The sequence below is a fragment of the Corynebacterium stationis genome (assembly GCF_001941345.1).
GTDB lineage: Bacteria > Actinomycetota > Actinomycetes > Mycobacteriales > Mycobacteriaceae > Corynebacterium > Corynebacterium stationis.
Genome location: NZ_CP009251.1, coordinates 477,582 through 491,859, shown reverse-complemented (window position 1 = coordinate 491,859; position 14,278 = coordinate 477,582). Strand labels below are relative to the sequence as shown.

The following is a 14,278-nucleotide window of genomic DNA, read 5'->3' as shown; positions in this document are numbered from 1 at the left end:
ATTTCTCCACCAAAGTTTTATTCGTCGATCACTGGATATTGACGTCGACACTTGCCGGAAGATCGATGCGCATCAAAGCGTCAACAGTCTTCGGGGTTGGGTCGAGAATGTCGATGAGGCGCTTGTGGGTGCGCATCTCGAAGTGCTCGCGAGAGTCCTTGTACTTGTGTGGAGAACGAATAACGGCGTATACGTTCTTCTCGGTCGGTAGTGGCACCGGGCCGACAACACGAGCACCCGTGCGGGTTACCGTCTCAACGATCTTCTTTGCAGAAGCGTCGATTGCCTCGTGATCGTAGGCCTTCAGCCGAATGCGGATTTTTTGTCCCGCCACGCTTATCCTCTTCCTCGCTTCCCCACATTCACATTCCCCGGCGTATCCGGGGCGCGAAGCGGTGGGAAATTGCTTCTCGATGTTCTCTATAACGTTGTCCGGGCAAAGAGCCTGGTTCCAACGCCAGTTTGATTCTGACTTACATAACAGCTACTGCAACCTGGCAAAAGCACAGGCACAGTACTGGTTCATAAAGAGCCAAAATCCGGAAGGGGATGGTGTAATCACGCATTATGCGTGGCACGCAAAAATCCCTTACGTATACTGCCGCTGTTCATTTGCCATGCTCCCTCTCCGGTCTGGCGTCTCGGGTTGTCTCTGCTTTAGCGCGGACATCGCCCGATATAGCCAGCCTTCCCGTCGTTGTACTTTCGTACGGACATCGAAGGTGTCATGTTCACCTCACCAGCGCCGTTCTTTACACGGTGAAACCGTGCTCATTGCGACGTGTTAAGGCAACCTATGTATTAAATCATGCTCAGGGCCGTTTTCCAAACCATTTTTTAAAACGTTATTCAACTCACGACTGCGCACATCCAGCGCAGATATAACTGCATCGATAAGCCATGCGACCAACCGCGTTTATATGTTTGCGGGAAAAACTTCGGTAACGATTCTGTCTAGTTTCGCTAAAGATATTTCCACTCAACCTCCCGCGCCTGCGAATTTGCGTAGACTTTTGGTCATTCGCCTTTGTGCAAAGGCGCTAGATGAGAAATTTCCACAGTGTCTACAACAATCTATCGAGAGCGAGTGAAATATCATGGCCGATAACACCAACAATGCGAACAACAACGAAACTCCTACCCAAAAGACTGTTGCCGAAGCCACCACTGGCGCAACCACTGAAGCGGTAGAGACTCCACGCAAGGTCAATGAAAACTTGGAGACCGAGTACGGCACAACCACTATTGACAACGCTGTCGTATCCAAGATTGCTGGTATTGCAGCACGCGAAGTCTCTGGTGTTGCTGCTCTCGGCGGTGGCGGTGCACGCCTGGTTGGCACCATTCGCGAATCTTTCGGTGGTAATGAAGACGTACGTCAGGGCGTTTCCGTCACTGTTGCAGAAGGTGTTTCCTCCATCGAGGTAGCAATCATCGCCGAATACGGCGTTGCTATCCACGAACTCGCAGAAGCTATCCGCCGCAATATCATCAACGCGATTGAGCGCATGACTGGCTTGGATGTAGAACGTGTCGACGTAGTTGTCCACGATGTGAAGCTGCCTAATGAAAAGGTCGAAGACTCCCAGGAGGATTCTGACAACAACAACGCTGCTGTGGCAGCGCAGCAAACTCCTGCGATCAATCACTTCTAATTAAGGTCCAGGCGTAAGTAGTAGAACGGAAGTCAAGGTATATGACATCTCCTAGTCCTTCTTCACAAACGCAGCAGCGTTTCCAGCTAGACCTCGACGCTGCACAGCGCATCAAAGAAGCCGTGACCAGCCTTGAAGGCGTAGCGGGTTTGTCCGCTGGTTCTTTCGGCGAAATCTCTTTGCTGTTCGCCGGGGCTCGGGTAGGCGGAATCCGCAAACCCTCCCCGCGCGAAGACACGGCTATTGAGATTCACGTCGTGGTCGATGTTGCTGCGGAAAAAGTTTTGCAGGAATTAGGCACCGAAATTCGGCGCGCGGCGATGGCTGCGTGCCCGCAGCTCAAGCGGGTTGATGTCATATTTGCCGACGCCACTTTGGGCACGCACGTTTAAGCCGTGCCATTTTCTCATTAACGTAGCGAAGGAGTTCTTATGAACAACTACACCTATATTGGCGTCGCGCTGGGCATTATTTTAGCGATCGCCATCATCACCAATGCTTGGTCCCTGTTGTTCTTGGCCGTCATTTTGGGTGCTGTCGGCGGAGTTATCGGCGCGCACTTCGATGGCCGCATTAACTTGGGCGAAATCTGGAACAACGTCGTTGGTAAAGGCAGAGGCTAATGACAACCACACCACAAGCACCAGAAGCGGTCGCCGGTGGTGTCCACGTTGCTAACGCCCCGGGCACCACAGAGATTAGCGTGCGCACTTTAGAGCGCATTGTTGCCCAAGCAATCAAGTCCGTTCCGGGAACCGTGGCTATTGATCCGAAGCTCGCGGGCATTGCTGGTCGTGGGTATCCGCGCAGCATCGTGCAAGCTGACCCGGATGCATCAATGACCGCGGTTGATACGACTATTGCGGTTGCATGGCCTTCACCAGTCACGGAAGTTGCGGCCCAAACCCGCGCCGCCATTATCGCCGCGCTGGCACAATTTACCGGCTACACCACCACCCGCGTCAATGTCACGGTGGGTCATTTGGAACCAAGTGCGCGTGTTGCCGCCTCTGTCGTCAACGGACCGGTTGATTTTCATGCGGCGATTCCGGTGGTCAGCCCCACGCGCATTGTTCATCCCACCACGCGGTCTTCCTCTACTAACGTACGGGGATTCGATCCAGACCAATGGGTAGGCAGACAGCAGGTCCACTCAGTCGAGGCTCCTCTTCCAACGTCAGTGCGTTCGGTAGAAGCGCCTAGTGCGAAGGAGATTCGTCCCAGCGGTGAAATCACCAAGCATGTGGAGGAGATTGCCGTGCCGGAATTTACTTCGCGCGAGATTCAGCTCAAAGACATTGAGGTTGCACCAGAAACACCATTGCGTGAGATTCACGTAGAATCCGCGAATCCTGAACCATCGCACATCTCAGCCCCTACTCCCCCGCAGCTTCGCCACATTGAAGTTCATCCCGTGGAGGTCTTTAGCCCTCAGGTGACGCCGTGGACACCAGGCTCCGGAGTGCACAGTGAAGGTTCAAACGATGAGGAAGGAGCTCGGTCATGAGTGATAAGACGTCGAGTAACCAGTCCTCGTTTGAAACCGTGGAATTCAAGTCCGCACACAGTGTCCCCGCTGACACAGCAGTCGCAGATACCGAAACCACGCTGGAAGTCGCAGCGCCGCAGAATGAAACCCCGGCGCGGACGTCAGCTGATGGCTATGTGACAGCCGCACACACTGAGCTTGATAACCGCACGCCCGAATTTGCCCGCGTGCAGCCCCGGATGTCTCCGCCAGTACGTTGGCTCGCTATCTTGCTGGGCCTTGCGTTAATCGCCCTTGCGTGTCTGGCATGGCGTGATGTGTGGGTCAGCTATTCCGACTCCACGCGTTCCCTGTGGACCGCTCCGGTCTTTGACTTAATTGGCACTCCACCACTTCCGATGTGGATGGTTTGGGCAGGCGTTGCGTCTGTCGTAGTCGGTCTGCTCTTCTTTATCATCGCCGTGCGCCCAGGACGAATGACGCATGTTCCCGTGATCGCCTCTGCTGAAGGTACTGAAGGTACTGAAGGTACTGAAAGTTCTGGGGCCACGATGTGGATTCGCAACGTAGATATTGCGCGTTTGGTCAGTGGCACAACTCGCCGTCTGCCGGGTGTAAGCACCGCGCAAACGCGTACGACGGGCAATACCAAAAAGGGCCTCAAAGTCGAAGTCACCATTGCTGGCGATGTCGATGATCCGATGCTTGCTCAGCGCGTCAGCGACAGCGTTAAGCATTCACTTTCGCAGCTGGGCACCAAAATTGAAGTCAGCGTCGAAGTAGAAAAGAAGCAGGAGTTGGGAAACAATGTCTAAGGCATTACGCGGACTAGACCGCACAATCTTCATTCTGCTGGCGCTGGTGCTCATCGTATTGGGAATCTGGCCCATACTGATGTACTTCAACGTCGCCTTTGCCACTGAACTGGCCAGGTGGGTACAACACGATGTGTGGGCTGGCATCCCCGAACAAAGCTGGTATATCTACGTTTTGATTGCCACCGGTATCATCGCGCTTTTTCTCGGTCTGTGGCTGACCATCACTAACGTGCGCTCACACCGCTTCAACGCCGTCGAGTCTGCTGTTAGTGATGACGCAGGTTCTGTCACCACGCTTTTCAATAGCGCGGGTCAAGGCATTGCGCAATCATTGGCGCAACAGCCTGGTATTCAAAGTGCCAAGAGCAAAGTAAATGTCATCGAAAAGCAGCAAACTTTGACCTTTACCGTATTGGCGCGGGCCACCACGGAGCTCACTGATGTACGCCGCTTGGTCGAAGAGACCGAACGTGACTTCCGCGCAGCTTTTCCCGATGCCGCGGTGCGCACGGTCTATAACCTGCACTTCGACAAGGTCTCTAAGTAGCAGCGAGCAAGACGGTTGCGGGGGTTCCAAGGTTCATCGTGGTTCCTCCCGCTAGTTCAATAACCAACGGTGAATGCTGAACAACCCTCGTCCACTGCTGGGATTCCACCTCCAGGCTGCGCCTTGCAGCTGCAACAATATCTACACGCCGCGACAATCTAATAGTCGTGCCATCGTCGGTAGTAACAACGTGGACGACATCCCCAATTTCGGCGCGAGTAAGCCCTTGCAGGCTCTCGCGCTTTTGTTGTATATCCATGCGGATAATGCGCTCGATTACTCCTAGGCGGTGGTCGATCCCTTCCCCATCAGTAATGACCAATGGAAATCCTGGCGACATGGTGCGGAAGGAGGCAAATTTCCACACCACGGTTTGTTTACGGTGTGGGGCGTGGACGATAACGTGGGCATCAATAAGCGAAATGCTCATGGCATTATCCATTAAGGACAGCATGTACCCCGAGCCATCAGCCAGGTCCCCAGGTTTAAGCTCCGCCGGATATTGCTGCGCAAGCTCCGCGAGATAATCAACGAGCTCGTCATCACTACTGCCCCACCCAATGCCTTGCGTGGCTGCCATTGCCATCAACGTTGGCAAACTCAAATCCGGCTGGCCAGCCCACGCGCCTTTTACCGCGCGCAGGACTTCATCTAAACGGGTGGGATCGTTCATGCCACTTACCTTAAACGTCGATGCACGGATTGCAGAAAGCACGTTCGTTGCTAATTTTGTTACACCCGTTTTGTAAATTCCGCCGCGCAAGCGCAACGCAGCGACTATGTTCAATAGCACTGACGTTTCGCTGGAAAGGAACCCCACTGCAATGAGTGAACAGGTGCGCGATGATATCCGACTGCTAGGACGCATCCTCGGCCGAGTAATTGCCGAGCAAGAAGGCGAAGATGTATTTGAGTTGGTGGAAAGCACTCGCCGCTTGGCCTTCGGGGTGGCGCGCGGTGAGGAAAAAGCTGAGGCCTTGCTGGCGACCTTCCGGACTATCGATGAAAACCGCATCAACCTCGTTGCGCGTTCTTTCAGCCACTTTGCGCTGATGGCGAATATCGCAGAGGACCTCGACGATGAAACGGCGCTTGCAGCCCGCGAGGATGCTGGTGCACAGGCTCCCGATGCTTCCCTGCATGGGGTTTTGGGCAAGCTCAAGGCGGCGAAAGACATCAAAACAAGTGATGTCACCCGTATCTTGGATGCCGCGCAAGTCTCCCCTGTTTTTACCGCACACCCCACGGAGACACGGCGTCGTACGGTATTTGATGTCCAGGAGCGCATCGTGGCGCTATTGCGTGAGCGCCACAGCATCTTGGCCCAACCGCAAACAGCACGGCTTGAAGCCCGTCTTGCTGAGATTGAACGCGAGGCTCACCTGCGCATGACCATCCTGTGGCAAACCGCGTTAATTCGCATTGCACGGCCACAGATCGAAGATGAAGTAAACGTAGGTCTGCGCTACTTCAAGCGCAGCCTCTTAGAGCAGGTGCCGGCGATTAACCGCGACACCATCGCCGGGCTTCGCGATGTCTTCGGCGCATCAGTGCCCAACCGGCAAGTTGTGCGCACAGGGTCATGGATCGGCGGCGACCACGATGGCAATCCTTATGTCACCGGCGATACTTTGACCTACGCGACGCGACAGGCCGCGGATACCATCCTGGAATACTACGTTGATGAGCTCGCAGCACTAGAAAAAGAACTGAGCTTATCAGACCGCTATTCAGAAAGTTCCGCGGAATTACAAGAACTGGCCACGCGCGGGAGAAACGATATTCCAAGCCGCGTCGATGAGCCTTACCGCAGGGCAATCCACGGAGTGCACGGACGCATGGTAGCTACCCGCGCAGCCGTTGCAGGAGAAGCCGCAGCTGAGTCTGGGGAATTTTCACCTTATGCCTCCCCGACCCAGTTTCGCGCGGATTTGCAGGTTATTGACCGGTCTTTGCGGCAATTTAATGATGCGATCATCGCCGACGATAGGCTGCTGCGAATTCTTTCTGCCGTGGATACTTTTGGCTTCCACCTCAATGCTTTGGATCTGCGTCAGAACTCGGAGTCTTTCGAGGCCGTCTTGGACGAACTTTTCGCTGCCGCGGGCGTTACTGCAACAGATGCCGGCTACGCCAGCCTGGATGAGAGCGCCAAGCGTGAACTACTAGTAGCTGAGCTCACCTCTGCTCGCCCACTGGTCTTCCCGTGGTCACAAGACTTCAGTGCAGACACGGAACGCGAACTAGGGATCTTCCGGGCAGCAGCCCAGGCCGTCGAGTTACTGGGGCCAGGTGTTGTCCCGCACTGCATTGTTTCAATGACCGGTACAGTCAGCGATATTTTGGAACCGATGGTACTGCTCAAAGAAGTAGGCATCATAAGCTTTAACCCAGCCCAGCAACGCCTCGTGGGTTCAGTGGACATCGCACCGCTTTTTGAAACCATTGAAGACTTGAAGGCTGGCGCGGAGATCCTTCAAGAACTATGGGAAGTTGACCTTTACCGCGGATACTTGCGCGGGCGCGAAGACGTCCAAGAAGTCGTGTTGGGGTATTCCGACTCCAATAAAGACGGCGGGTATTTGTCTGCGAATTGGGCTTTATATGATGCGCAGCTAGCCATCGTCAAGGCCTGCGATACGCACGGCATCGGGTTGCGCTTTTCACATGGCCGCGGCGGTGCTGTGGGTCGCGGTGGCGGGCCGACGTACGATGCCATCTTGGCCCAGCCTGAAGGTGCGGTCCGGGGCAGCGTGCGTATTACCGAGCAAGGTGAGGTCATCTCTGCCCGCTACGGCACAGCGAGTACCGCGCGCCGCCACCTGGAAGCTTTTGTCGCGGGCACGCTAGAAGCCTCTCTACTGGATACTGAAAAGCTAAAAGAGCCTGAACGCGCCTATGGCATCATGCGGGATATCGCCTCGCTGGCCGGTGAGAAATATGCGCAATTGGTGCGCGATGACTCCGGGTTTATCGACTACTTCACGCAATCCACGCCATTGCACGAAATTGGCGACCTCAATATGGGATCACGCCCAACTGCTCGCAAGCAGACCGAATCCATCGGTGACTTGCGCGCGATTCCATGGGTCCTGTCATGGTCGCAGTCGCGCGTTAACCTGCCGGGCTGGTTCGGAGTGGGCACAGGCATCATGCGCTGGGCTGGCGAAGACGAGACCCGCTGGCAAGATTTGCGCAAGCTTTATCAGGCATGGCCGTTCTTTCGTTCCGTGCTCGACAACATGGCGCAGGTCATGGGGAAAGCGTCGATGAATCTCGCACAGATCTACTCCACGCTTGTCGATGATTCCGCCGTATCCCAGCGCGTGTTTAACACCATCCTGGACGAATACGAATTAACCAAAGAGGTATTCTTCCGCATCACTGGTCATGATTCGCTCATGGCTGGTAATGAGCGTTTGGAGCGTTCAGTACAGCGACGCTATCCATACTTACTGCCGCTCAACGCCATCCAGATTGAGTTGCTGCGCCGCTACCGCGCGGGCGAGGATACATTCTTGGTCTCTAAGACCATCCAGGTGACCATGAACGGGCTTGCGACAGGTCTACGCACCTCAGGCTAGGCGTGCCGCAGCTCGGCTACCGGGCTGACGGGCTTGGCTGCCATGCTAAGCCCGACTACCCCGTGGTGCGACCTACACCGTGGTGCGACGACGAGCTGAAGCTAGGCAAGTAGGTAAAACAGCGAAATCCGCTTTCTTCCCGGAGGAAGAAAGCGGATTATGCGTTAGTTAGAGAGTAAAGATTTACTCAACAACCTTGGTCACACGACCAGCACCAACGGTACGGGAGCCTTCGCGGATAGCGAAGCGCAGGCCCTCGTCCATAGCAACTGGCTGGATGAGCTCAACAGACATGTCGACGTTGTCGCCAGGCATGACCATCTCGACACCCTCAGGCAACTTCACAACACCGGTAACGTCGGTGGTGCGGAAGTAGAACTGTGGACGGTAGTTGTCCATGAATGGGGTGTGGCGGCCGCCCTCTTCCTTCTTCAGGACGTAGACGGAGCCCTCGAACTTGCGGTGAGGGGTGTAAGCGCCTGGCTTAATAGCAACCTGACCGCGCTCAACCTCTTCACGCTTGGTACCACGCAGAAGCAGACCACAGTTGTCGCCAGCCTCGGTGTAGTCCATCATCTTACGGAACATCTCGATACCGGTAACGGTGGTGGAGAGGGACTTCTCCTGGATACCGATGATCTCGATGTCTTCGTTGACGTTCAGCTGACCACGCTCAACACGACCGGTAACAACGGTGCCACGACCGGTAATGGTGAAGATGTCCTCGATAGGCATCAGGAATGGCTTATCGGTTTCACGAACTGGGTCTGGGATGGAGTCATCGCAAGCCTGCATCAGGTCAACGATGGACTGTACCCACTTCTCTTCGCCGTTCAGGGCGCCCAGAGCGGAAATGTGAACGATAGGAGCTTCCTCGTCGAACTCCTGCTCAGCCAGAAGTTCACGAACTTCCATCTCAACGAGCTCGATGATTTCCTCATCGTCAACCATGTCACACTTATTCAGTGCAACGAGGATGTAAGGAACGCCAACCTGGCGAGCAAGAAGAACGTGCTCACGGGTCTGTGGCATTGGGCCGTCGGTTGCAGCAACAACCAAGATAGCGCCGTCCATCTGAGCAGCACCGGTAATCATGTTCTTGATGTAGTCGGCGTGGCCTGGAGCGTCTACGTGTGCGTAGTGGCGCTTAGGGGTGGAGTACTCAACGTGGGAGATGTTAATGGTAATACCACGCTCCTTCTCCTCAGGAGCCTTATCGATCATGTCGTAAGCGAACGCTTCGTTCTCCTCAGGGTACTGGTCTGCCAGTACCTTGGTGATTGCTGCGGTCGTGGTGGTCTTACCGTGGTCGACGTGTCCGATGGTGCCGATGTTTACGTGCGGCTTCGAACGCTCAAACTTAGCCTTTGCCACTGTATGTCCTCCTGGACTTCATTGTGACTACGACTCTCGCAGCCACGTGGTTGACAGATGTCACGGCACTTGAGGAATATCTTAAAAAGATGTTCCCAAGCGCCGATGACGCTTTCTTTTCGTGCCAGTTACACGATCCTAGATTTATGCCACGGATTTTTCAAACCAGCTAAAGGTGATTTGAGCATCCCGCGGAAGATTTGTGCGGACGTTAGTCCTCTACAAGAATCATCTCGGATCCTAGGAGGGTAACGGCCAGCTCAAGCAACAGGATGTGACCTGCTAATTCAGCGTGACCCCTACCCTCCCAGTATGCCGCCTGGACTTAAGGTCGGTTCAACTGGCGAAGAACCAACCCAGCCTTAGTCAGACAGCCTGGTAAGCAGGTAGCTTACTTAGCGCCGGTGCGCTCTTCGATGATCTCCTGAGCAACGGAGGATGGAACCTCAGCGTAGGAGTCGAAGACCATCGAGTAGTTTGCACGGCCCTGAGTGCGGGAACGCAGGTCGCCTACGTAGCCGAACATCTCAGACAATGGGACCTTAGCCTTAACCAGCTTGGCACCAGCGCGGTCTTCCATGGCGTTAACCTGGCCACGACGGGAGTTGATGTCACCGATAACATCGCCCATGAATTCCTCAGGGGTGGTGACCTCTACTGCCATGACAGGCTCCAGAAGGACTGGCTTTGCCTTAGCAACAGCTTCCTTCAGAACCTGGGAACCAGCCAACTTGAAGGCCATTTCCGAGGAGTCAACGTCGTGGTAAGCGCCGTCTTCCAGGGTTGCCTTGACGTTAACCAGTGGGAAGCCCGCCAGGTAGCCGTACTGCATTGCATCCTGGATACCAGCGTCGACGGATGGGATGTATTCGCGAGGAATACGGCCACCGGTAACAGCGTTTTCGAACTTGTAAGTTGCGGACTCGCCCTCTTCCAGCTCAGCTGGATCTGGGTTGTAAGGCTCGATGGTGACGATAACCTTAGCGAACTGACCAGAACCACCGGTCTGCTTCTTGTGGGTGTAGTCCAAAGACTCAACAGACTTGCGGATGGTCTCGCGGTAAGCAACCTGTGGGTTACCAATGTTCGCTTCGACCTTGTATTCGCGCTTCATGCGGTCAACAAGAACGTCCAAGTGCAGCTCGCCCATGCCGCCGATAACGGTCTGGCCGGACTCTTCATCCAATTCAACGGTGAAGGTTGGGTCCTCAGCAGCAAGCTTCTGAATAGCGGTACCCAGCTTCTCCTGGTCAGCCTTGGTCTTTGGCTCGATGGAAACCTTGATAACTGGATCAGGGAAGTCCATGGACTCCAGGATGATTGGGTTTGCACGGTCGGACAGGGTGTCACCAGTGGTGGTGTCCTTCAGGCCGATGATGGCGTAGATGTTACCAGCTACTGCCTCTTCAACAGGGTTTTCCTTGTTGGCGTGCATCTGGAACAGCTTACCAATGCGTTCCTTCTTGCCCTTGGTGGTGTTTTGTACTTCATCACCTGGGGTGACCTTGCCCGAGTAAACGCGGACGAAGATCAGCTGACCGAAGAATGGGTGCGCAGCAAGCTTGAAAGCCAAGCCGGAGAATGGGGAGTCGATGGATGGCTTACGAACCAGTTCCTCATCCTCATTGCCGACAGCGTGGCCGTGAACCTCGCCCACATCGAGTGGGTTTGGTAGGTAGTCAATGACTGCGTCGAGCAGTGGTTGGATGCCCTTGTTGCGGTACGCGGTACCACAGTACACAGGGTAGATCTCAGAGTTAACAACCAGCTTACGGATAGCTGCCTTGAGCTCAGGGATGGTGATCTCTTCGCCAGCGAAGTACTTCTCCATGAGTTCTTCATCAGACTCAGCAACGGTCTCAACGAGCTTCTCGCGGTACTCGTTGGCACGGTCAACCAGGTCAGCTGGGATCTCAGCAACGGTAGCTTCGGTGCCGATCTCAACCTTGCCAGGCCACATGAGAGCCTTCATTTCGAGCAAGTCAACAACGCCGTCGAAGTCATCTTCAGCGCCGATTGGCAGCTGCATAACCAATGGCTTTGCGCCCAGGCGGTCAACGATGGTGCCGACGGTGTAGTAGAAGTCTGCACCCATCTTGTCCATCTTGTTAACGAAGCAGATACGTGGAACGTCGTACTTCGCAGCCTGACGCCAAACCTGCTCGGACTGTGGCTCAACGCCTTCCTTGCCGTCGAAAACAGCAATTGCGCCATCGAGAACACGCAGGGAACGCTCAACCTCAACGGTGAAGTCAACGTGACCCGGGGTGTCAATGATGTTGACCTGGTTGCCTTCCCAGAAACAGGTAACAGCAGCGGAGGTAATGGTAATACCGCGCTCCTTCTCCTGCTCCATCCAGTCAGTGGTGGATGCGCCGTCGTGGGTCTCGCCTACCTTGCGGTTGATACCGGTGTAGAAGAGGATACGCTCGGTCGTGGTGGTCTTACCAGCATCGATGTGCGCCATGATGCCGATGTTGCGGACCTTCTTCAGGTCCTTAAGCACTTCTTGTGCCACGGTTAATACCCCAACTCGTTTGTTGTGACGTAAGTGTTGAAAGAAAGCTTCTTTAACACGAACGCAGTTACTTACAGTAGTTCTTGATCAATCTTGCCATTTATTGCGGCCTTTAGCAGCCCGTAGGAGGGATTTTCAGGTGAAATTTACCTTAATAACTCCCACGCCACAGACTCAGGTTGTCAACGGGATGCAAGATTGATCTCTGTGCATTGAAAACAATAACCCGAGCAGTCACATTTTTTAAGTTATCCGGCCCAGTCACTCAACGTGCTTGGGATGTTGCATCGACAAGCAATGCAACACGAACTTAACCGGTGTGGTGCTCGGGTCATGGTCAGCCACAAACTACCAGCGGTAGTGAGCGAAGGCGCGGTTAGCCTCAGCCATCTTGTGGGTGTCTTCGCGACGCTTAACAGAAGCGCCCAGACCGTTGGATGCATCCAAGATCTCATTTGCCAGACGCTCAATCATGGAGTTCTCACGACGCTGACGGGTGTAGGTGACCATCCAGCGCAGTGCCAAGGTGTTAGCACGGTCTGGACGAACCTCGATTGGGACCTGGTAGGTTGCGCCACCAACACGACGGGAACGAACCTCAAGGTCAGGGCGGATGTTGCCCAGAGCCTTTTCCAAGGTACCTACTGGCTCGGTGCCGGTCTTCTCACGGCAGATTTCGAGAGCGCCGTAGACGATACGCTCTGCGGTGGACTTCTTGCCGTCGATGAGAACCTTGTTTACCAGCTGAGTAACCTGCTCAGAGTTGTAAACTGGGTCTTTGACGACGGGACGCTTTGGAGCAGCATTCTTACGCATTTTTTATTACTGTCCCTTCTTTGCGCCGTAACGGGAACGGGCCTGCTTACGGTCCTTGACACCCTGGGTATCCAAAGAACCACGGACGATCTTGTAGCGAACACCAGGAAGGTCTTTCACACGCCCACCGCGAACAAGCACCATGGAGTGCTCCTGCAGGTTGTGGCCCTCACCTGGGATGTATGCGGAAACCTCAATACCGGTGGTCAGGCGCACACGGGCAACCTTACGCAGAGCGGAGTTAGGCTTCTTAGGAGTGGTGGTGTACACGCGGGTGCAAACGCCACGACGCTGAGGGGAACCCTTCAGCGCAGCGGTAGCAACCTTCGTGCGCGGAGTATTGCGGCCCTTGCGGACCAGCTGCTGAATAGTTGGCATTATCAGTCTTTCTTATCGGTAGAAATTACTTGCCTCAGCTTTTAATAACTCACTTGTAGATGCTCTCCGGTGAGAAACAGGTGCCTAAACACGCAAAAATAAGGACTCTTTTCCGGGGTCCTTCCGCGTGTCCAGATACCTATTCCCCACCGAGTCACAACTGACTGGTGTGTTTTGCTGAGAAAAGGATCAGACTCTTCGTCACATAATGCAACGAACCTTTACCGACACTACCAAAGCCAGTGGGGTTTTACAAACAGTCTTTGACCACGCTGATCTGCGCCGATAGGCCGAAGACGCCACTACGACGCAGCGTATTGCCACTGCCACAACAGGTCTGGCTTGAGGTCAGTCTCCAACAAGTTCGCGAAGTGCTCTGCTTCTTGACTTTCCCACGTTTCAAACCAGTCTTCATAGCCCTCATCCCTATCCAAGGCGCGGGTTCTGCGTGCTTCGCGCGGGCCCGTTACCATGACGGTTACTACCGAACCACGCTTGTACGCAGCGGCAATATTGTCAACGCTAATCGCACCTACACCTTCGACAATCAAATTGTCACGGCCGTCGAGGCTAAACCACTCGGCAGGAGCATGCGCATTCCAGTCCCAGCGCCAAAAGCCCGGATTCATTTTCCGCAGAACTTGGCTGTTGACCATCTCACTGCCTTTTTGCAGCCCGTGCCAACCGGGGTAGAACTCGTCCAGGTGGACTGTCTGCCACCCCATATGTTCCGCCAGGCGCGCAGCAAACCAGGTCTTGCCGGCGCCTGAGGGGCCATCGATAAGCACGGTGACCGGTTTCATTGGCTTATTGCGCCCTTGTGCAAGGCGGTCAATATTTTCTTCTAACAGGTCTTGTGCCTGCAAAAAAGACTTGGTTTCAACAACTTCCGGTGGGTCTTCATCCTGGATGTCTTGCCCGGGAACACGTGTCGCCGGCTCTGCTTGGCTAGCTTCGACCGGCAGAAATCCACTGGGCACGCCCTCAGACTGCGTCGCTGGGTCAATGGTGGTGTTAATAATCAGTGTCATGGAGTTGGGATCAGCCACTAAGACTTTCCTAGCCACACCTTTCAAATGCTTTTGCCACACGATTTAAG

General features: G+C 54.6%; 14 protein-coding genes. 7 read left to right on the top strand and 7 right to left on the bottom strand.

Going from position 1 to position 14,278, the window contains the following annotated elements; all coding sequences use genetic code 11:
• Positions 1 to 28: 28 nt before the first annotated feature.
• On the bottom strand, positions 29 to 334 hold the full coding sequence (rpsJ, locus tag CSTAT_RS02400; RefSeq protein WP_003848085.1) for a 30S ribosomal protein S10: 306 nt from the start codon (positions 332 to 334) through the stop codon (positions 29 to 31).
• A 763-nt stretch (positions 335 to 1,097) separates the two neighbouring features.
• Here rpsJ and CSTAT_RS02395 point away from each other — a divergent pair.
• The 6 genes from CSTAT_RS02395 to CSTAT_RS02370 are packed head-to-tail and all read left to right on the top strand — an operon-like array spanning position 1,098 to position 4,509.
• Complete coding sequence (locus CSTAT_RS02395) at positions 1,098 to 1,655, top strand: Asp23/Gls24 family envelope stress response protein (protein ID WP_075722353.1); 558 nt, start codon at positions 1,098 to 1,100, stop codon at positions 1,653 to 1,655.
• Between the two features lie 41 nt (positions 1,656 to 1,696).
• Positions 1,697 to 2,047, top strand: a complete 351-nt coding sequence (locus tag CSTAT_RS02390; protein WP_075722352.1) for a hypothetical protein — start codon at positions 1,697 to 1,699, stop codon at positions 2,045 to 2,047.
• Positions 2,048 to 2,086: 39 nt separating this feature from the next.
• The gene (locus tag CSTAT_RS02385) at positions 2,087 to 2,278 is read left to right on the top strand and encodes a hypothetical protein (RefSeq protein ID WP_066792426.1); all 192 of its coding nucleotides are present in this window, start codon (positions 2,087 to 2,089) and stop codon (positions 2,276 to 2,278) included.
• Positions 2,278 to 3,162, top strand: a complete 885-nt coding sequence (locus CSTAT_RS02380) for an Asp23/Gls24 family envelope stress response protein (protein WP_075722351.1) — start codon at positions 2,278 to 2,280, stop codon at positions 3,160 to 3,162. Before CSTAT_RS02385 ends, CSTAT_RS02380 begins: the two co-directional genes overlap by 1 nt.
• A complete protein-coding gene (locus tag CSTAT_RS02375; RefSeq protein WP_083640613.1) occupies positions 3,159 to 3,959 on the top strand; it encodes a DUF6286 domain-containing protein in 801 nt (266 codons plus the stop codon). The genes CSTAT_RS02380 and CSTAT_RS02375 overlap by 4 nt, the downstream gene beginning before the upstream one ends.
• Positions 3,952 to 4,509: a hypothetical protein gene (locus CSTAT_RS02370; RefSeq protein ID WP_066792423.1), complete on the top strand. Its 558-nt coding sequence runs from the start codon at positions 3,952 to 3,954 to the stop codon at positions 4,507 to 4,509. The genes CSTAT_RS02375 and CSTAT_RS02370 overlap by 8 nt, the downstream gene beginning before the upstream one ends.
• Here CSTAT_RS02370 and CSTAT_RS02365 read toward each other — a convergent pair.
• Entirely contained in the window at positions 4,502 to 5,182 is a 681-nt protein-coding gene (locus CSTAT_RS02365; protein WP_075722350.1) for a hypothetical protein, read from the bottom strand. The genes CSTAT_RS02370 and CSTAT_RS02365 overlap by 8 nt on opposite strands.
• Before the next feature lie 151 nt (positions 5,183 to 5,333).
• On the opposite strand from CSTAT_RS02365, the gene ppc reads away from it, so the two are divergent.
• The gene (ppc, locus tag CSTAT_RS02360; RefSeq protein ID WP_083640611.1) at positions 5,334 to 8,093 is read left to right on the top strand and encodes a phosphoenolpyruvate carboxylase; all 2,760 of its coding nucleotides are present in this window, start codon (positions 5,334 to 5,336) and stop codon (positions 8,091 to 8,093) included.
• Positions 8,094 to 8,276: 183 nt separating this feature from the next.
• Here ppc and tuf read toward each other — a convergent pair whose 3' ends face one another.
• From tuf to CSTAT_RS02335, 5 genes are all read right to left on the bottom strand, one after another.
• The gene (tuf, locus tag CSTAT_RS02355; RefSeq protein ID WP_066792420.1) at positions 8,277 to 9,467 is read right to left on the bottom strand and encodes an elongation factor Tu; all 1,191 of its coding nucleotides are present in this window, start codon (positions 9,465 to 9,467) and stop codon (positions 8,277 to 8,279) included.
• 391 nt (positions 9,468 to 9,858) lie between these two features.
• On the bottom strand, positions 9,859 to 11,985 hold the full coding sequence (gene fusA / locus CSTAT_RS02350; RefSeq protein WP_075722348.1) for an elongation factor G: 2,127 nt from the start codon (positions 11,983 to 11,985) through the stop codon (positions 9,859 to 9,861).
• Positions 11,986 to 12,333: 348 nt separating this feature from the next.
• Complete coding sequence (gene rpsG / locus CSTAT_RS02345; protein ID WP_066792418.1) at positions 12,334 to 12,801, bottom strand: 30S ribosomal protein S7; 468 nt, start codon at positions 12,799 to 12,801, stop codon at positions 12,334 to 12,336.
• Positions 12,802 to 12,807: 6 nt separating this feature from the next.
• Positions 12,808 to 13,179 carry a 30S ribosomal protein S12 gene (gene rpsL / locus CSTAT_RS02340; protein ID WP_003848060.1) on the bottom strand — a complete coding sequence of 124 codons (372 nt, stop codon included), beginning with the start codon at positions 13,177 to 13,179 and terminating at the stop codon, positions 12,808 to 12,810.
• A 302-nt stretch (positions 13,180 to 13,481) separates the two neighbouring features.
• Positions 13,482 to 14,228, bottom strand: coding sequence for a nucleoside/nucleotide kinase family protein (locus CSTAT_RS02335; RefSeq protein WP_244892878.1), 747 nt, complete (start codon positions 14,226 to 14,228; stop codon positions 13,482 to 13,484).
• Positions 14,229 to 14,278 lie beyond the last annotated feature (50 nt).

Excerpts from the sequence above, each read along its gene's own strand:
- ppc (WP_083640611.1), top strand. The coding sequence starts at position 5,334 with ATGAGTGAACAGGTGCGCGATGATATCCGACTGCTAGGACGCATCCTC.
- CSTAT_RS02375 (WP_083640613.1), top strand. The coding sequence starts at position 3,159 with ATGAGTGATAAGACGTCGAGTAACCAGTCCTCGTTTGAAACCGTGGAA.
- CSTAT_RS02365 (WP_075722350.1), bottom strand. The coding sequence starts at position 5,182 with ATGAACGATCCCACCCGTTTAGATGAAGTCCTGCGCGCGGTAAAAGGC.
- CSTAT_RS02390 (WP_075722352.1), top strand. The coding sequence starts at position 1,697 with ATGACATCTCCTAGTCCTTCTTCACAAACGCAGCAGCGTTTCCAGCTA.
- rpsG (WP_066792418.1), bottom strand. The coding sequence starts at position 12,801 with ATGCGTAAGAATGCTGCTCCAAAGCGTCCCGTCGTCAAAGACCCAGTT.
- CSTAT_RS02380 (WP_075722351.1), top strand. The coding sequence starts at position 2,278 with ATGACAACCACACCACAAGCACCAGAAGCGGTCGCCGGTGGTGTCCAC.
- rpsL (WP_003848060.1), bottom strand. The coding sequence starts at position 13,179 with ATGCCAACTATTCAGCAGCTGGTCCGCAAGGGCCGCAATACTCCGCGC.
- CSTAT_RS02370 (WP_066792423.1), top strand. The coding sequence starts at position 3,952 with ATGTCTAAGGCATTACGCGGACTAGACCGCACAATCTTCATTCTGCTG.
- CSTAT_RS02385 (WP_066792426.1), top strand. The coding sequence starts at position 2,087 with ATGAACAACTACACCTATATTGGCGTCGCGCTGGGCATTATTTTAGCG.
- CSTAT_RS02395 (WP_075722353.1), top strand. The coding sequence starts at position 1,098 with ATGGCCGATAACACCAACAATGCGAACAACAACGAAACTCCTACCCAA.